Consider the following 16456-nt stretch of genomic DNA (forward strand, 5'->3'; position numbering starts at 1 on the left):
TTCATTCCGGTTTGGCTCCAGAGAACTTCACGACCTTGCCCCAACGCAGGATTTCAGCCTGCACAAACTTCGAGAATTCATCGGGTGAATTACCGACGGGAACGGCACCTTCCGTATCAAGCCGCTTGCGCACTTCAGCCGTTGCAATGGCCTGCCGGGCTGCGTCGCTGATGCGCCTGGCCAGGTCGGGGCTCATGTGCGCAGGGCCAAACAGGCCAAACCAGGCGCTGGACTCGTAACCCGGCAATACTTCAGAAATGGCCTGAACATCAGGAAATGCAGCCAGGCGCCTGGTGGTTGTCACGCCGAGCGCCTTGAGCCTGCCGGCTTTGACCTGCGCCTGTGCATTGCCGACGGCCGCAAACATCAGCTCGACCTGCCCGGCAATCACGTCCTGGATGGCGGGCGCTGTACCCCGGTAAGGAATATTCACAATGTAAGCACCGGACTGCATTTTGAACAGGTCGCCAGCCAGATGTAATGACGAGCCCACAGCCCCAATTGCAAAGTTGAGTTTTCCCGGCCGGGCCTTGGCCAAAGCAATCAGTTCCCGTATGTCTTTAGCGGGCACCGAAGGATGGGTCACGAGCAGGGATGGTGAGGTCGCCACGCACGTTAATGCCGTGAAGTCCTTGACCGGATCGAATGGCAGCGATGGGTACAGCGATGCGTTGATGGCGTGGCTGGTAAAACTCATCAACAGGGTATTGCCGTCCGGCGCTGCCTTGGCAACAGCCTCTGCTGCAATATTGCCTCCCGCACCTGGCCGGTTTTCGACAAGGACAATCTTGCCGAGAATGCGGCCCAGTTCTGTTGCAAGTGCGCGGGCCAGCGTATCGGTGGAGCCGCCCGCCGGTGCCCCGACCAGGATGCGTGTAGGCACGGCCTGCGCGTGGGTACCCTGGGCCAGCAAGGCCCCGGACAACAACAGGAGTTCACGGCGTTGCATGGTCAAAGTCCAAGATAAGACCTGCGCAGCTCATCGCTACCGAGCAGGTCCGCAGGCAGGCCCGAGAAGCGGACACTGCCGTTTTCAAGTACGTAGGCACGATCGGCTATTTCAAGCGACTGGCCGACGTTCTGCTCCACCAGCAGCACGGCCAGGCCGCCTTCTCGCAACTTGCGGATCAGCCCGAACATCTCGTCTACAAGAAGGGGCGACAAGCCCAGCGAGGGCTCATCGAGAATCAGCAGGCGGGGTTCGGCCATCAGCCCCCGGCCTATGGCCAGCATCTGCTGCTCGCCGCCGCTCATGGTGCCGGCCAGTTGCAGCAGGCGCTCCTTGAGGCGGGGGAATATCGCAAATACCTTGTCGAGGTTTGTGGTGCGGCGCTCCCGGGCACGCGTGAATGAGCCGAGTTCGAGGTTTTCCAGCACCGTGAGGTTGGGGAAGACCTTGCGGCCCTCGGGCACCTGGATCAGCCCGGCCTTGACCACGTCGCGGTAGTGCGCGCGGCTCAAATCCTTGCCATCGAAGTGCACCGCGCCGGCCCATGCGGGGTAGATGCCGCACACCACGTTGTTCAAGGTTGACTTGCCTGCACCGTTGCTGCCCAGCAAAGCGACGGTTTCGCCGGCCTCGACTTTCAGGTCAACACCGCGCAGCACTTCAACCTGGCCGTAGCCACCGCGCAAGCCGCGTATTTCGAGCAGGGCGCTCATGCTGCCCCTCCTGCCTGTGCTGCCGCGCGCAGGCGCGCCGCAGTGCCGTGCCCGAGATAGGCCTCGACCACCCTGGTGTCTGCGGTGACTTCGGCGGGCGAGCCCTGGGCGATCAGTTGCCCCTGGGCCAGCACCCAGACATGCTGCGCCAGGTTCATGACGGCCTGCATGACGTGCTCGATCATCAGCACGGTTACACCGCTTTGCGCGATGCCGCGTACGACGGGAATCATTTCTGCAATTTCCTGGGGGTTGAGGCCTGCCAGTACTTCGTCCAGCAACAGCAGCCTCGGTTTTGTCGCCAGGGCGCGCGCCAGTTCCAGGCGCTTGCGGCCTGCCACGGTAAGGTCGGAGGCCGGCTTGTCGAGTTGTGCCGACAGGCCCACCTGATGTGCCACAAGCTCGGCCTGGCTTAAGGCACTGCGCCTGTCCTTGAGGTGAAGGTGCGCACCCACCGCAATATTTTCACGCACGGTTTGCAGCGCAAAGGGCTGGACGATCTGGAAGGTGCGCGTCATGCCCAGGCGTGCGTTGAGGTGTGGGGCGCGGCCGGTGATGTCCTGCCGATCAAAATACACCTGTCCGTTGTCGGGTGTCAAAAAACCCGACATCAGCGCAAACAGCGTGGTTTTCCCCGCGCCATTCGGGCCGATGAGGGCCGTGAGGCTGCCTGCGGGAACGTCAAGGCTGACGTTTTGCACAGCCTTGAGGCCACCGAAAGATTTTGACAATGCCTTGATGGAAAGCAGCGAGTCAGTCATGCCGGCCTCCACCTTTTTGCCGGAACCGAAGCCAGACTGACCTGGCTGTTGCGCCCAGGCCTGCAATGCCGCGCGGCAGGAACATCACGATCAGCACCAGCACCACGCCGTAGATCACCATATTGATGCCCGGCAACTGGCCAAACATATTGCGTGTGACGTCTGCCAGCACATGCAGTACCAGCGCACCCAGCACAGGTCCCCACAAGGTGCCTATGCCGCCAACAATGGCGGCCACCAGGGCTTCCACCGATGTCGTGGGACCAAAGGAAATACCGGGATCGATGTACTGGAACACCTGCACGTAGAAGGCACCGCCTGCACCCATCAGGGCGCCTGACAGGGCAATGGCGCCGAGCTTGACGCGAAACGGACTGACACCGACAGCGCGTGCCGAGTCTTCGTTGTCGCGTACCGCCTGAAGGTAGGCGCCAAAGCGTGAATGCTTGAGCCACCATGTGGTCAGAAGCGCTACTGCCACAAAGCCGAGGATGAGGTAGACATAGCCCTTGCGCGAGCCGAACTGCATATTGGAAAACGACTCCCGCAGGGGAAGCATCAATCCAACTCCGGCGCCGGTGAATGGGACGGACAAGGCCAGGATGCGAAACACTTCGGCAAAGGCAAGTGTGACCAGCGCGAAATACGAACCTTTGAGCCCGTAGCGGAATGACAATGCGCCTACCATCAGGCCAACCCCCGCCGCGCCGGCGACGGCCAGTGCAAGCGCCAGCCAGGCATTGAGCCCGCCATGCAACTGCGCCATGGCCTGTATGTACGCACCGGTACCAAAAAACAATGCATGGCCGAATGAAAACTGCCCGCCAAAACCGCCCAGGATATTCCAGGCCTGTGCCAGCAGCGCGGCGTACAGCGCCATCATCATGAAGTTCAGCGTGACACCCGAATCGGTCGCCAGGGGAATACCGGCCGCCACGGCGATAAAAAGAAAAATGCCGCCAAGTTCTTTCATGCCACCTTTCACGCTTGCCCTTGTGCTGTGTTTCATGCCTTGGCCCCAAACAGGCCTTGCGGTCGAAACAGCAGAACGGCGATGAATATGACAAAAATGCCGATCTGCCCCAGCGATTCGCCGAGGAATAAACCTCCCAGGGACTCGACCACGCCTATGAGCAGGCCGCCCACAAGCGCGCCGCCGAAGCTGCCCATGCCGCCCAGCACCACCACGGTGAACGCGACCAGCACAAAGCCGCCGCCGACCTGCGGGTTCACGTAGTAGGCGGGCAAGAGGAAGCAGGCCGCTGCGCCAAGGCAGGCCAGGCCTATGCCAAAACTCATGGCATAGACATGGTCCACGTCTATGCCCATCAGCTTGGCGCCGTGCTTTTCCCTGGCGACCGCGCGGATCGCCCGGCCCAGGTCGGTTTTCCCCACGATCCACAGCAGCACGCCTGAAACCAGCAGGGCACCGGCGAATGCAACCAGCTTGGGCAGCGCGATCATGGCCGGGCCGATGGCGACGGTGGTCAGTGTGTAAGCCGTGTCTATGGTCCGTGTGTCGGACTTGAAGAACAGCAGGGCGGCGTTTTCCATCACGATGGACAACCCCAGCGTGACGAGCAGGATGTTCTCGTCCTTTCCGTGGCTGGACCGGTTGATGACCAGGCGCTGCAGGGCGTAACCCAGGGCAAACATGCCCGGCACGACCAGTGGCAGCGCCAGGTAGGGGTCAATCCCCCAGTGCTCCTTGAGCAGGTAAACGGCATACAGCGCGACCATCAGCGATGCCCCATGGGCAAAGTTGATGATGTGCAGCACGCCGTAAATGAGCGTCAGGCCCAAAGCGATGAGCGCGTACACCGCGCCCGTCGTCAGGCCATTGAGCACCGAGGAAAAGAGTATCCCTGCGTCCAGCATGTGTGCTTCAGGCCTTCAATGGAAAGATCGGGTCAATCTCGCGGTATTCGCGCGGGATGATGACCTTGATATCGCTTTTGTAGACCTGTGTCATCAGCGGTTGCGCGCCCTGGTTCTGGCCATTTACGAACTTTGTGGGGCCATACGGCATGATGTGGTCCGAGAAGGTGCTCTTGTTCAGTGCGTCAATGATGGCGGCGCGGTCTATGGACTTGGCGCGGTCAATCGCGTCGGCCAGCAGGCGCATCGAGGTGTAGGTCATGAAGACCTCGTAGCTGAAGAACAGGCCCTTGGCTTCGACGCGTTTTTTCAGTGCAAGTGAACGCGGGTCCTTGGGGTTGAACCAGTGGTTGCAGTCAATGATGCCGTTGGCAGCATCGGGAAATTCCTTGACAAACTTGTAGCTTGAAGCCGCGCCGCCCAGCACCGAGAAGATGGCTTTCGGCGTGACTTTTTGCTGCTGCATGGTGCGTACCAGCAGGGCGTATTCGTTGTAGTAGTTGGCTGGAATGACGATGTCGGGATTGACCGCCTTCATGCGCAGCACGATGTTGTTGAAATCACGCGTGGGGTTGGCGTGCTTGACGATTTCCTTGACCTCATAACCGTAACCCGGCAACTCGGCTGCCAGCAGGTTGGCGGTGCCGGTTCCGAAGAGGGATTCTTCATGGATGATCATCACGGTTTTGGCGGGCTTGCCTGCGGCGGTGTTGAGCACATGCAGGTTAGCCATGGCCACCGAGGCGCTCGTGCGGTAGCCCGGGCCGAAGCGGAAGGTGTTTTTCAGGCCGCGTTCGACGATCTGGTCGGCCACGCCAACGTCCACCACGTGCGGCAGGTTGTACTTGGCGGCTGCCTGTGTGGTGGCCAGGCAGATTGCAGATGCGAATGCGCCCACAACGGCGCAAACGCCGGCTTCGTTCATCTTCTCGATTTCGGCGGTGCCGGCCTGGGGGGATGATTGCGCATCACCCAGCAAGGCCTCGATTTTTGCACCGCCCAGAGACTTGATGCCGCCGGCCTTGTTGATGTCTTCAATGGCCATCAGCGCGCCTTCGCGGCATTGCTGGCCCGAGTAGGCCAGCGCACCGGTCACGGGGTGCAGCACGCCAACCTTGATGTTTTTAGGCTGTGCTCCCGCGATAAGCGGGAAGGCCAGCGCCGAGGCGGTAGCAGCGGATTGGGCAATGAACTGGCGACGGGAATTTCGGGACTGGGACATGGGTACTCCTTTGGTTCAAGTGAAACGGGCCGACAAATCCTTGCTGACCCAGACCTTGGCATCAATGCTGCCAACGCGGGAGAGCTCCATCTGGTATTCATAACGATCCGGCCTGTAGAGGCCATGCAGCCACTGCACAGGTCTGTCGTTTTCGTCATGGATGAGGCGGCGCACAGCAAGAAGCGCCGTGCCTACCGATACATCCAGATGCTGCGCCACGACGGCATCCGCCAGCCGGGCCGAGATGGTCTGGTATGCCCGCCCGACCTTGACGCCGGACTCTTCAAGCAGCAGCAATATGGGCTTGCGCGACAACTCGCGGCGGCCGAACGAGCTGGCCAGGGATTGCGGCACATAGGTCGTGATGTGCGAGAAGGCGCCTTCCCGCGTGCTGCGCACCCGTACCGCCTTTTGCACTTCGGAGCCAATCGCCACCTGCAATGCGCTGGCGACCGACTCCGAGGCTGAAATGCCGCGGACTTCAAGCACCTTGACGGATGTTTTCAGTCCCATGCTGACCAGGTTTTCAAGCAGTCCCGTCAGTTGCGCACGGCGCCCCGATGTTTCCGGCGTGTTGCTGCTTGCAGGGTCCAGCGGCCGGGTGCCCCGGCCCGGTTCACGCGAAATCAAACCTTCCGCCGCCAGTTGCTCCAGCGCACGGCGTATCGTGACGCGTGCCACACCGAATTGCGCCATCAATGCAAGTTCGCCCGGCAGTCCATCGACAAAGCGCCCCTCCCCCAGCTGCTCGCGCAGCACGAGGTAGATGCGATGGTATTTTGGAAGGGGTAGCACCTGAGCCATGGGGTGCATGCTAGGTCGGCTTGTAATGTCCTGTCAATAGAACATTTGATTCTGTGCATATGCTGTTGCGGTGCACCATGACGGTTCGCGGTGTGATTGCGAATGCACCAGAACGGCCTGCAGATTTCGTGAATTTGCACCACGGGAAAACAAAAAAGCCCGCCTGCCATATGCCTGGCCTGCGGGCTTTTTTTCGGGTCAGGACGATTGCCTGGCCGGAATGCGCTACGGGTTTCTACCCGGTAATGAGGTGTTGTTTATTGCTCGGCAAAAGCGCGTTCAATGACAAAGTCGCCTGGCTTGGAGGTGTTGCCTTCCTTGAAGCCGCGGCCCTCCAGCATGTGCTTCAGGTCCTTGAGCATATGCGGGCTGCCGCAAATCATTACGCGGTCATGTGCTGCATCGAGCGGTGGGAGTTTGAGGTCTTCAAACATCTTGCCCGACGCCATCAGGTCCGTCACCCGGCCCATGGTGCGGTAGGGCTCGCGCGTCACCGTGGGGTAATACAGCAACTGCTTTGAAATCATCTCGCCCAGGAACTCGTGCTGCGGCAAATGGTCGGTGACCAGGTCGTGGTAGGCCAGCTCGTCGGCCTGCCGTACCCCGTGCACCAGCACCACCTGCTCAAAAGCTTCGTAGGTCGCCGGGTCGCGGATGATGCTCATGAAGGGCGCCAGGCCGGTGCCGGTTGACAGCAGGTACAGGCGCTTGCCCGGCAACAGGTAGTCGATCAGCAGCGTGCCGGTCGGCTTGCGGCCCACGATGATGCTGTCGCCCACCTGGATGTGCTGCAGGCGCGAGGTGAGGGGGCCGTCAGGCACCTTGATGCTCAAGAACTCCAGGTGCTCTTCATAGTTGGCGCTGACGATGCTGTAGGCGCGCAACAGCGGTTTGTTGTTGACGCGCAGGCCGATCATGGTGAAGTGCCCGTTGCTGAAACGCAGGGACGTGTCGCGTGTGGTGGTGAAGGTGAAAAGCTTGTCGGTCCAGTGGTGGACGGAAAGTACACGTTCTTCGTTGAATGCACTCATGGTAGACGGTGAGAGTAATTAAAAGGGCTGGTGTCGTTGTAGGCCGCCGGGGCCACGCACGGTTTGCAGGTTCGCCGTGACGCGTTTTTTCAAGGCCTGCCGGGCAGGCGTTCGGGCTCCGTGGGTCAATCTTAGCGTCTGGTGCCTGGTTGGTTCTGCATAAGCTTATTCAGGGCGTTCAGGCAAAGTGGTCAAAGGACTGGAAGGTTTGCGTGACGCTGCGGCCTTGTGCATCGACCAGCCGCAACCCGGGCGCCTTTTCAATGCTGCCTATGCGGGTGACTTGCGTTTGACTTTTCCTTGAGGCCGCATCCACTGCCTGCCTGGCCGCAGGGGGCGCCGTAAAGGCCAGTTCGTAGTCATCGCCGCCCGCAAACACGTATTCCAGCAGCTTTTCATAGGGGAAAAGGCCTGCGGCCGCCGCTGCATGCGCGCAGCCAGCTATTAAATTGGTAGCAATTTCAGGATCGATACGCGCGCCTACGCCCGATGCTTCCAGTACATGGCCCAGATCGCCTGCCAGGCCGTCGCTGATGTCAATCGCTGCGGTGGCGATGCCGCGCAGGGCCTGGCCGAGCGCCACGCGCGGCGAGGGCTGCTCCAGTCGGGCCCTGGCCTGTGCCAGCAGCTCGGTAGGCAGCGCAAGTGTGCCCCTGAGCGCATCCAGCGCCAGCCTTGCATCGCCCGGCGTGCCGCTGATATAAATGTCATCGTCGGCCTGAGCGCCTGAACGCAGCAGGGCCTGCCCGCGCGGTACTTCGCCAAATACCGTGATGCAGATATTCAGTGGGCCCTGAGTGGTGTCCCCGCCTATCAACTCGCAACCATGTGCATCGGCCAGCGCCCACAACCCGCTTGAAAAGCCCTGCAGCCAGGCCTCGTCCACCCGGGGGAGTGCCAGCGCCAGCGTGAAGGCCGTGGGCGTGGCACCGCAAGCGGCCAGGTCGCTGAGGTTCACGGCCAGGGCTTTGTGGCCCAGCGTGAAAGGGGTCACGCCGGCAAAAAAATGCCGGCCTTCCACCAGCATGTCGCTGGAGATGGCCATTTGCATGCCCGGTGCAGGTTGCAGCAGCGCACAATCGTCGCCCACGCCAAGCACCGCGCGCTTCGCGGGGCGGGTGAAATAACGTGCAATCAGGTCAAATTCGCCCATACGGTCACTCATAGAGGCGTGAGCATACAGGCTGCGGTCACCTTGCGTGACGAATATGGCCGATTCCGCCGTCCATTAACCCTGCTGCGCGTGCGCCATGCCACCGCGAAAGCGTTGCGCGGCCTGGCGTATGACTTCGGCCAGCAGTTCTTCCTCGCCCTGGCGTTCGCGCAGCCAGCGGGCATCGTTTTCAGCGCGTTCGACGCTGCTTTGCAGCATGTGGATGAAGGAGCTGGCACCCAGCCTGGCGGCATGGCGCTGAACCTGGTGCAGGGTGAGCTGGATGTGTTCGCGCAGCGGCATGTGCTGGCCTGTGCCCGGGTCGACGTAGGCCGCGTCCAGTCCGAAACGGCAGGCCTGGAAACGGTTGTAGGTGTAGACCAGGTAGTCGTCCTCCGTGGGCATGAAGGGCTGGTCTTCCATGAACCAGGCCGCCAGCGCCTGCACAAAGCCGGCCAGCGCCGCAGCGCGTTCGACCGTCAGGGGCGTGTCAAAGACGCGGATTTCAATGGTGCCGAATTCAGGCTTGGGCCGGATGTCCCAGTAAAAATCCTTCATGCTTTTGACCACGCCGGTGCGCGTCATCTTGTCATAGTAGGTGGTGAAATCGTCCCAGGTCAGCGCAAACGGTGCACGTCCCGACAGCGGAAAGGCAAACACCGAATTGAGCCGCGCGGAGTCAAAAGCCGTGTCCTGTCCCTGCACGTAGGGTGACGATGCCGACATCGCGATGAAGTGCGGGATATAGCGCGACATGCGGTGCAGCGTGAGCAGTGCGGTGTCGGCATCCGGGCAGCCCACATGCACATGCTGGCCAAAAATCGTGAACTGCTTGGACAGGTAGCCATACAGCTCGGAGAGTTCACGAAAACGCGGTTTGTCGTAGATGCGCCGCTCATGCCATTGTTGAAACGGGTGTGTGCCGCCGCCCACGACGGCGATGTTGAGCTTGTCGGCACATTTGACCAGCGCATCGCGGATTTGCGAGAGCTGCCCCAGCACCTCGGAAGAAGACCGGCAAACGCCGGTGGACACCTCAATCATGCTGGATGTCATTTCGGGCACCACGGCACCGGGCAGAGGCGTTTTGGTCATCAGCCGCAACATGTCTTCCGCATAGGGCGCCAGGTCGTAGTCATGGGTGTTGACGAGCTGCAGCTCTAGCTCTACGCCTAGTGAAAGCGCATCGGATTTCTGGAAGGTTTCAAGACTCATTGGCAGGATCTTTCGATTCTTTAAGGCTTGCGCGTGAACCCGGCGGCCAGGGCCTTGAGCTTTCACCCGCCCGATAGATGGCGACCGTGGCCAGCACGGCACCCAGGACTTCCATCAACAAAATGGCCGGCAGCGCCACGCCCGCAATTTGCCGGCCCAGGGTTGGCGCTGCACTGACAAACTGAGACACCAGCAACAACACTACCGATGACATCGGCGACATGGCGCAGCCTACCCACAGCGCCTGCCGCCAGCTTGCACCGCTGCCGGCATTGCCCAGCGCTACGCCAAAAATCTTGGCAAGCGCCCGCGCCGCGATCAGCGCCAGTACCAGTCCGGCCACCGGGCCGCGCCAGTCGGCCTGCGCGGCGACAACGGAAACCAGTACAAACATCAGCATGGTCAGCATGGCCGAGGCCGTGCCCATCTGCCGGGGCCAGGACCAGGGGCGCGGATTGAGCTGCTTGAGCAGCATGCCGCCCAGCAGTGCAGACAAGGGAGCGGAGCCACCAAAATTGGCCGCCAGCGCCGCCCCTGCGGCAATCAGGGCGAGCAGCAAAATCGCGGTGTTCTCGCTGGTGGGGCTCATCACGCGCAGGGCCGTGCGCAAGGTCAGCGCCAGAATGGCCCCCACCACGAACGACAGGCCCAGCACCACCAGCACCGGGTAAAAGGTGTCGGTCAGGCTAATGTCTGTCAGCACATGCCTGCCGCGGCGCATCATTCCTGCGCTGGCACTGCACAGTGTCAGCGCATATAGCGTGCTCAGGGTTGAAAGCACCATGGCACGCTCGCTGACGGGTCCGGATGCACGTGTGTCCATCAGCACCCGGGCCAGCACGGCCGGCGAGGCCGCCATGGCCAGCAGGGCCAGGGGCTGGGCGACGGTATCCCGCATGCCCATGAAGGTCAGAGCCCAGTAGACCGCGCCGTATGTCAGTGCCGACTCCAGCAGGCTTTGCACGAGCACCATGGGGTTGTGACGGAACCAGCGCAATGAGATCCGTCCGCCGGCCTCAAACAGCACGACGGCAACACCCAGCTCCAGCAAAAACAGGCTTATACCCTGCAAGGGCCATACGGCGCCGGTGAACCCGGCCAGCCCGGCAAACGCGCCTATCACCGAGTAACCCACGACCTTGGGCAGGCCGGTGTAGCGGTGGATCAGGTGGCCGCAGGCCGCTGCGAGCGCCAGCAATATGGACCATTGCACCGTGGCCAGGCCTGCCGAGGGCCTGATCCATTCAGCCCATATGGCCAGGAGTTCATTCATGCGGGGGTGTCTCCTTTATCGACTTGTGCCTCCGCGCGACTGCGCCGTTTCAATGGGCGTGCACGTGACGTATGTTGGACCACCGCTTGTCGCCCACATGGTGCGAGTGAGGGTGGCGCGACTGACCGTTGGCGCTGCAAATTGCAGTGCTCAAGGTGAATCCTCAATGTACCGGCGATGTGCCGGCCGGGGTGTAGGACAAGGCCGAAAATACGCCCGTGCGGGACTATTCGGGCACAAAAAAGCTGCGCGGGTGGCTGCGCCAGCGGGCCCAGATCACGGCACGAATGCGCGCGCGGTCCACACCGCTGACGTTGTGGGCCTGCAGGGCCAGCCTAAAGGCGAAGTAAAAACTCACACCGAGATTCAACGCGCCTATCAAGGGAATGGACGCGACGCACCACCAGAAAATGGGGAGTTTGAGTGTCTCCAGCCCCAGCGATGCGGCAGCCGCAGCCAGTTGCCCGGTTGAGAGCGTGACGTGGCGGGCCTCCAGTTCAAAACCGAAAAATCCCGTGAAGGCCGGAATCAGGCCCAGCATGAAGCCCAGCGAAATATTGGACGCGAAGCCGGAAATGTTTTCGCGCATGAAGGCCGACCAGCGCGCAGCGCGGCCGGCGCCCAGAACGGCCGTAAAACGCGGGTTGTGGCGGATGGCCGAGTCGAGGCGGTGCAATACAAACCAGTTCTCGGCCCAGCCCGCCACCATGCTTGAAGAAAACAGGATCACGCCGGTAAAGGCCGCCCACAGCAAGGTCGGGCCCAGCAGCGTGAGTGTTTCAAACACATGCATGGCGTCCTTGTGGCTGATCATCGAGTGGCCCAGCAGCAGCAGCACGACGGCATTCACCAGCAACACGGCTGGCACCACCATGAAAACGTTGCCAAACACCGCTGCCACCTGCGAGCGCACCAGGTGCGTGACTTCATCGACAAAGTCATTCACGGCATCCGCTGACTTGATGTCCTTGAGTTTTGCCGCCATGGCCGGCGCGGTCATGGCAGGCTGTTTGGTGGCCAGCGTGAAGTGCAGCAACTGGATCATGATGAAGGTGCCTGCGTAGGCCACGCTGGCCCAGAAGCCGCTCCAGAAGGCCGACAAACCGATGGCCACCACCGTGAATTTGAGCAGGGTGGTGAGCGCGGTCACGGCGCCACCGCCCATGGCCTTGCCCAGCATCTCCTTGTATTCGGCGCGATCGCGGGTGATGTAGTGCTCGCCGGTCTCGGCGCTGCGCTCTGCCATCTTGGCCGACAGCAATGTGGAGTTGGCACTGATCAGCGCGCCTATGCTTTTGCCTTCCTGCGCGATGACGACGCGGCGCACCAGCAGCTTGACGGCCATCATGGCGGGCGCGGGAGACAGCAGGGCGTCGAGCAGCTCGCGCACGCGCATGATGCGGGCGCGCAACTGGCGCAGGCGAAACACCATGCCGATGGAGATGCCGTTCTCTTCAAGATGGGCGTACACACTGTTGACGGCCGTGCGGCAGGCGTCGAGCCGGTCGCGGTAACGGGCGATCACGGCCTGCAACTGGGCCTCGTCGCGGTGTGAGCCAAACAGCGCGCTGCGCAGATCTTCAATATCGCCGGGCAGGGCATGAAATGCCCGCACATCGCCGAGACCCCTGTCCATGCGCAGCCGCAGTTCCGGCGCAAACCCGGTGGCCCGGATCTGCGCGGTGCAATAGGTCAGTGCGTCCATCAGGCTGTGCTGCCAGTGCAGGGTGTCTGCCTCGGGCTCGGCGGACAGCAGCGCCACCAGTTGTGTGATTTGCGCTTCTTCCAGTGCGCTCATCCATTGCGCATCAAACCGGGTCGGCGCAACCAGGGGAAACAGCTCGGAGGCGTCGGTTGTCTCGGGGGTGCCGGGCAGTATTTTCCGGCGCAGGCGCTCGGCCAGCTCGCTCATGAATGCGGTGCGCGGCGCAAAACCGAAATCGGCCAGCAGGGTGGTGATGTCTACGGTCTGGATCAGCGTATGCCACCAGGCCTGCAGGCGGGCCCGCAGTTCCGGCTGGGCTTCAACGGCCGCGATGAAAGTCTGCAGGCGGGAGGCGCAAGCCTGTACCGAGCTTTCGTCGCCCCGAATCCACTCAAACAGCCTGATCAGCCAGACATGGCGCTCCGCCAGGCCGGCATCGGGGTTCAGCGTATTGAGCAGGGTACGAAGGTCTTTCATTGGCGGGTCTTGCGGGTTTTCAGTGCAGGATGCGTCCGGGTGCGTTGCCGCCGTCACTGGCTTCAAGCACAAACATGGGGATGGCCGCCTCGAAGCGCTCGCCGTCTTCGGCAACGCAGAAATAACTGCCGTGCATGGTGCCGCTGGCCGTGCGCAAGCGCGAGCCGCTGGTGTACTGGAAGGATTCGCCGGGCTTGAGCAGCGGTTGGTTGCCCACCACGCCCAGCCCCTTGACCTCTTCGCTCAGGCCGTTGGCGTCCACGATGACCCAGTGGCGCGAGATCAGCTGCGCGGTCGCTTCGCCGGTGTTGGTGATAGTGACTGTATAGGCGAAGCCGTACACCGCATCCTCAGGGGACGATTGTTCGGGCATGTACTGCGGGATGACTTCGCAGGAAAACTGGTATTTCGGCATGGCGTGGGGTAACCCGGAAAATCTGCTGGTGACGCGCGGAAGACGCGAATAAAAAGCCAGCCTTCCATGTTAACCGCCCGCTGGAGAGCCGGGTAGCCGCGGGTGTGTGACGATTGTGTGTCAGGCATCCCCTTCGGCTTGCTGCGACAATCCGGGCATGAGTACAAACAAACCTGTTTATCGCATCGCCCCGTCCATTCTGTCGGCTGACTTCGCCCGCCTGGGCGATGAACTCAAGGCTGTGATTGCAGCCGGCGCGGACTGGATCCATTTTGACGTGATGGACAACCATTACGTGCCCAACCTGACCTTTGGCCCCATGATTTGCCAGGCGCTCAAACCGCACGCCAAAAAAGCCGACGGCACGGCCGTGCCGATTGACGTGCACCTGATGGTGCAGCCGGTAGACAGCCTGGCCGCCGCATTTGCCGATGCCGGCGCCGACCTCATCAGTTTTCATCCCGAAGCCTCTGGCCATGTGCACCGCAGCGTGCAGGCCATCAAGGCCAGGGGCTGCAAGGCCGGGCTGGTGTTCAATCCCGCCTCGCCCATGGATGTGCTGGACTGGGTGATTGACGACATTGACCTGATCCTGATCATGAGCGTCAACCCGGGCTTTGGCGGCCAGAGCTTTATTGATTCGGCGTTGCGCAAGATCGAACAGGCGCGCAAACGCATTGACGCGTCGGGCAAGGATATCCGCCTCGAAGTCGATGGCGGCATCAAGACCGACAACATTGCACGCGTGGCAGCTGCGGGTGCCGACACCTTTGTGGCCGGCAGCGCGATTTTTGGCAAGCCGGACTACAAATCGGTGATTGATGCCATGCGCTTAGAGCTGGCGAAGTGATTCGCGCGGTGGCAACGGTGGTACCGCCGATGGGGCTCCCTCCATAACTGGGGCAGTTCCCGACGGCATTCAACGCCAGGGTCGATTTTTTCGCCTTTATGTCGCTTGAATGGTGCCGTCTGCCACCGCCAAGTCCTTCACGATATCCTGGACTAGCTGTTTGACGGAGCGGCAGGCCAGTGTTAATGGCGCGTGGCGTGACAGGGCAAGCGCGATGTAGCGCGTCATGTCCGGCTCCACAATGCGTGCGGCCCGCAGCTTGCCCGAACGCAGGCCATCTGCAATCGCATAAGGTCCCAGAACCGCGAAGCAGCCACCCCGCGAAACAATTTCTGTCTGCAGGATCAGCGAATCAGCCTCCATCGCGGTGTTGATGGTGATGCCGTTTTGGCGCCCAAGTTCATCGAGCTGGTCTCGCCAGCTATTGGGACGGCAGAACTGTACCAACGGCAGGTTGTCGAGTTTTTTGAAGGCGACGGTCGGCTTGCTGGTCAGTTTGTCCTTGGCGCCGCCTACCAGGTAGGTGTCAGTCTTGATTAACCATGTTTCGCCCTCACGCGGTTGCGCACCATGGCGAAAAACCAGGGCCAAGTCCACCAGGCCGTTATCCAGCCAGCTTTCCAGTTGCGAGCCCTGGCCCTCGCGTACGACCAGCTTGACCAGCGGAAAACTCTCTTTTAACCGGTAATACAGCGTGCTCACCAGCGGGTGTGCCGTTGACGGCAGTACGCCGATACGTACCGTACCCACGGGCGTACCTGATGCCTTTTTGATGTCGTTGAGCAACTGGTCGGTGTCCATCAACCAGGCGCGCACGCGCGGCATGATTTGCTCGCCCAGCGCCGTTAGCACCACGCCCCGCCCGGTGCGCTGAAACAAGCGGCCGCCGCACTCGCGCTCCAGCTCACTGATTTGCCGACTGATGTGCGGCTGTGTCGTGCGGTATAGCAGGGCCGTTTTTGTCAGGCTGCCGAGCTCGGATACGTCGATAAAAAGTTTGAGCGCGGCGTGGTTCATTGTGTTTTCTTGGTTTCCAGGAAAGATATGCAAAAACAGGAATGTCTGAGATACATGACTGTCAGGTGTTCGAATACCTGCTTAAATTTTATACTTTTCGAACAGCACCCAATTACTGAGACTACGGAGAGAAAACACATGAAACTGGTGACATTTGAGGCCGGAGGTAAAGCCAGCTACGGCAGTCTGGCAGGCGACAGGATCATTGATCTGGGAGCTAGCCTCGGCCCGCGCTACCCGGACATCCGTGCCGTGCTTGAAGCCGGCGCCTTGCCCGAACTGGCCAGGCTGGCATCAGCCACTGCCGCCACACATTCGCTTGCAGACGTCAAGCTGCTGCCAGTCATCACCAACCCCCGAAAGATTTTCTGCGTCGGCCTGAATTACAAAACCCACGTTATCGAGACCAAGCGCTCCGATTCCGCATATCCAGCCATCTTCACCCGTTTTGCCGACACGCTGGTGGCACACGATGCGCCGCTTTTCAAGCCCAACATATCAAACCGCTTCGACTTTGAAGGCGAACTGGCCGTTGTTATTGGCAAGGGTGGCCGCAACATCACCCAGGCGAATGCGCTGGACCATATCGCAGGTTATGCCTGCTTCAACGACGGTTCGGTGCGTGATTGGCAGCGCCATACCCATCAGTGGACGCCAGGCAAGAACTTTCCCGGTACCGGTGCTTTCGGCCCCTGCCTGACCACGCCTGACGAGGTGCCTGATTTCGGCGCACAAACCATAACGACACGTCTCAATGGAGAGGTTGTGCAGCATGCATCTCTGTCCGACCTGATCTTCACCTTGCCGGTCATCATCGAATACCTCTCGGCCTTCACCCCGCTAATGCCGGGCGATGTGGTTGCGACCGGCACCCCTGGCGGTGTGGGCGACAAACGCGAGCCGCCGCTTTACATGAAGGATGGCGACGTGGTCGAGGTGGAGATCACCGGCATCGGCCTGCTACGCAACGTAGTGAAAAACGAAGTCTGAAGA

At 61.1% G+C, this 16456-nt stretch carries 16 protein-coding genes; 2 read left to right on the plus strand and 14 right to left on the minus strand.

Going from position 1 to position 16456, the window contains the following annotated elements; all coding sequences use genetic code 11:
- Position 1: 1 nt before the first annotated feature.
- From ACFQND_RS16600 to apaG, 13 genes are all read right to left on the minus strand, one after another.
- Positions 2 to 949 carry a tripartite tricarboxylate transporter substrate binding protein gene (locus tag ACFQND_RS16600; protein WP_371439198.1) on the minus strand — a complete coding sequence of 316 codons (948 nt, stop codon included), beginning with the start codon at positions 947 to 949 and terminating at the stop codon, positions 2 to 4.
- A 2-nt stretch (positions 950 to 951) separates the two neighbouring features.
- Positions 952 to 1662, minus strand: a complete 711-nt coding sequence (locus tag ACFQND_RS16605; protein ID WP_371439197.1) for an ABC transporter ATP-binding protein — start codon at positions 1660 to 1662, stop codon at positions 952 to 954.
- Entirely contained in the window at positions 1659 to 2423 is a 765-nt protein-coding gene (locus ACFQND_RS16610) for an ABC transporter ATP-binding protein (RefSeq protein WP_371439196.1), read from the minus strand. The genes ACFQND_RS16605 and ACFQND_RS16610 overlap by 4 nt, the downstream gene beginning before the upstream one ends.
- Positions 2416 to 3396, minus strand: coding sequence for a branched-chain amino acid ABC transporter permease (locus ACFQND_RS16615; RefSeq protein ID WP_371439321.1), 981 nt, complete (start codon positions 3394 to 3396; stop codon positions 2416 to 2418). Before ACFQND_RS16615 ends, ACFQND_RS16610 begins: the two co-directional genes overlap by 8 nt.
- Before the next feature lie 32 nt (positions 3397 to 3428).
- A complete protein-coding gene (locus ACFQND_RS16620) occupies positions 3429 to 4301 on the minus strand; it encodes a branched-chain amino acid ABC transporter permease (protein WP_371439195.1) in 873 nt (290 codons plus the stop codon).
- A gap of 7 nt (positions 4302 to 4308) precedes the next feature.
- Positions 4309 to 5523 (minus strand): ABC transporter substrate-binding protein, encoded by a 1215-nt coding sequence (locus ACFQND_RS16625; protein ID WP_371439194.1) that lies wholly within the window; start codon positions 5521 to 5523, stop codon positions 4309 to 4311.
- Between the two features lie 15 nt (positions 5524 to 5538).
- On the minus strand, positions 5539 to 6327 hold the full coding sequence (locus tag ACFQND_RS16630) for a GntR family transcriptional regulator (protein WP_371439193.1): 789 nt from the start codon (positions 6325 to 6327) through the stop codon (positions 5539 to 5541).
- Positions 6328 to 6584: 257 nt separating this feature from the next.
- Entirely contained in the window at positions 6585 to 7358 is a 774-nt protein-coding gene (locus tag ACFQND_RS16635; RefSeq protein ID WP_371439192.1) for a ferredoxin--NADP reductase, read from the minus strand.
- Between the two features lie 178 nt (positions 7359 to 7536).
- On the minus strand, positions 7537 to 8523 hold the full coding sequence (gene thiL / locus ACFQND_RS16640) for a thiamine-phosphate kinase (RefSeq protein WP_371439191.1): 987 nt from the start codon (positions 8521 to 8523) through the stop codon (positions 7537 to 7539).
- 63 nt (positions 8524 to 8586) lie between these two features.
- Positions 8587 to 9726 (minus strand): YbdK family carboxylate-amine ligase, encoded by a 1140-nt coding sequence (locus ACFQND_RS16645; protein WP_371439190.1) that lies wholly within the window; start codon positions 9724 to 9726, stop codon positions 8587 to 8589.
- Positions 9716 to 10999 (minus strand): cation:proton antiporter, encoded by a 1284-nt coding sequence (locus ACFQND_RS16650; protein ID WP_371439189.1) that lies wholly within the window; start codon positions 10997 to 10999, stop codon positions 9716 to 9718. Before ACFQND_RS16650 ends, ACFQND_RS16645 begins: the two co-directional genes overlap by 11 nt.
- A 226-nt stretch (positions 11000 to 11225) precedes the next feature.
- Entirely contained in the window at positions 11226 to 13181 is a 1956-nt protein-coding gene (locus tag ACFQND_RS16655) for a site-specific recombinase (RefSeq protein WP_371439188.1), read from the minus strand.
- A 19-nt stretch (positions 13182 to 13200) separates the two neighbouring features.
- Positions 13201 to 13596: a Co2+/Mg2+ efflux protein ApaG gene (gene apaG, locus ACFQND_RS16660; protein WP_371439187.1), complete on the minus strand. Its 396-nt coding sequence runs from the start codon at positions 13594 to 13596 to the stop codon at positions 13201 to 13203.
- Positions 13597 to 13753: 157 nt separating this feature from the next.
- Here apaG and rpe point away from each other — a divergent pair, with 157 nt between their 5' ends.
- On the plus strand, positions 13754 to 14446 hold the full coding sequence (gene rpe, locus ACFQND_RS16665; protein WP_371439186.1) for a ribulose-phosphate 3-epimerase: 693 nt from the start codon (positions 13754 to 13756) through the stop codon (positions 14444 to 14446).
- Positions 14447 to 14542: 96 nt separating this feature from the next.
- Here rpe and ACFQND_RS16670 read toward each other — a convergent pair whose 3' ends face one another.
- Positions 14543 to 15463, minus strand: coding sequence for a LysR family transcriptional regulator (locus ACFQND_RS16670; protein ID WP_371439185.1), 921 nt, complete (start codon positions 15461 to 15463; stop codon positions 14543 to 14545).
- A 138-nt stretch (positions 15464 to 15601) separates the two neighbouring features.
- On the opposite strand from ACFQND_RS16670, the gene ACFQND_RS16675 reads away from it, so the two are divergent.
- Positions 15602 to 16453, plus strand: a complete 852-nt coding sequence (locus ACFQND_RS16675; RefSeq protein WP_371439184.1) for a fumarylacetoacetate hydrolase family protein — start codon at positions 15602 to 15604, stop codon at positions 16451 to 16453.
- Positions 16454 to 16456 lie beyond the last annotated feature (3 nt).

Origin of the sequence: Polaromonas aquatica, assembly GCF_042659145.1 — a bacterium.
GTDB classification, from domain to species: Bacteria; Pseudomonadota; Gammaproteobacteria; order Burkholderiales; family Burkholderiaceae_C; genus Polaromonas; species Polaromonas aquatica.

What these genes read in the sequence shown, in the direction of transcription:
- ACFQND_RS16655 (WP_371439188.1), bottom strand. Translation starts at nt 13,181, where the DNA reads ATGAAAGACCTTCGTACCCTGCTCAATACGCTGAACCCCGATGCCGGC.
- ACFQND_RS16620 (WP_371439195.1), bottom strand. Translation starts at nt 4,301, where the DNA reads ATGCTGGACGCAGGGATACTCTTTTCCTCGGTGCTCAATGGCCTGACG.
- rpe (WP_371439186.1), top strand. Translation starts at nt 13,754, where the DNA reads ATGAGTACAAACAAACCTGTTTATCGCATCGCCCCGTCCATTCTGTCG.
- thiL (WP_371439191.1), bottom strand. Translation starts at nt 8,523, where the DNA reads ATGAGTGACCGTATGGGCGAATTTGACCTGATTGCACGTTATTTCACC.
- ACFQND_RS16675 (WP_371439184.1), top strand. Translation starts at nt 15,602, where the DNA reads ATGAAACTGGTGACATTTGAGGCCGGAGGTAAAGCCAGCTACGGCAGT.
- ACFQND_RS16625 (WP_371439194.1), bottom strand. Translation starts at nt 5,523, where the DNA reads ATGTCCCAGTCCCGAAATTCCCGTCGCCAGTTCATTGCCCAATCCGCT.
- ACFQND_RS16615 (WP_371439321.1), bottom strand. Translation starts at nt 3,396, where the DNA reads ATGAAAGAACTTGGCGGCATTTTTCTTTTTATCGCCGTGGCGGCCGGT.
- ACFQND_RS16670 (WP_371439185.1), bottom strand. Translation starts at nt 15,463, where the DNA reads ATGAACCACGCCGCGCTCAAACTTTTTATCGACGTATCCGAGCTCGGC.
- ACFQND_RS16635 (WP_371439192.1), bottom strand. Translation starts at nt 7,358, where the DNA reads ATGAGTGCATTCAACGAAGAACGTGTACTTTCCGTCCACCACTGGACC.
- ACFQND_RS16605 (WP_371439197.1), bottom strand. Translation starts at nt 1,662, where the DNA reads ATGAGCGCCCTGCTCGAAATACGCGGCTTGCGCGGTGGCTACGGCCAG.
- apaG (WP_371439187.1), bottom strand. Translation starts at nt 13,596, where the DNA reads ATGCCGAAATACCAGTTTTCCTGCGAAGTCATCCCGCAGTACATGCCC.
- ACFQND_RS16650 (WP_371439189.1), bottom strand. Translation starts at nt 10,999, where the DNA reads ATGAATGAACTCCTGGCCATATGGGCTGAATGGATCAGGCCCTCGGCA.
- ACFQND_RS16600 (WP_371439198.1), bottom strand. Translation starts at nt 949, where the DNA reads ATGCAACGCCGTGAACTCCTGTTGTTGTCCGGGGCCTTGCTGGCCCAG.
- ACFQND_RS16630 (WP_371439193.1), bottom strand. Translation starts at nt 6,327, where the DNA reads ATGGCTCAGGTGCTACCCCTTCCAAAATACCATCGCATCTACCTCGTG.
- ACFQND_RS16610 (WP_371439196.1), bottom strand. Translation starts at nt 2,423, where the DNA reads ATGACTGACTCGCTGCTTTCCATCAAGGCATTGTCAAAATCTTTCGGT.
- ACFQND_RS16645 (WP_371439190.1), bottom strand. Translation starts at nt 9,726, where the DNA reads ATGAGTCTTGAAACCTTCCAGAAATCCGATGCGCTTTCACTAGGCGTA.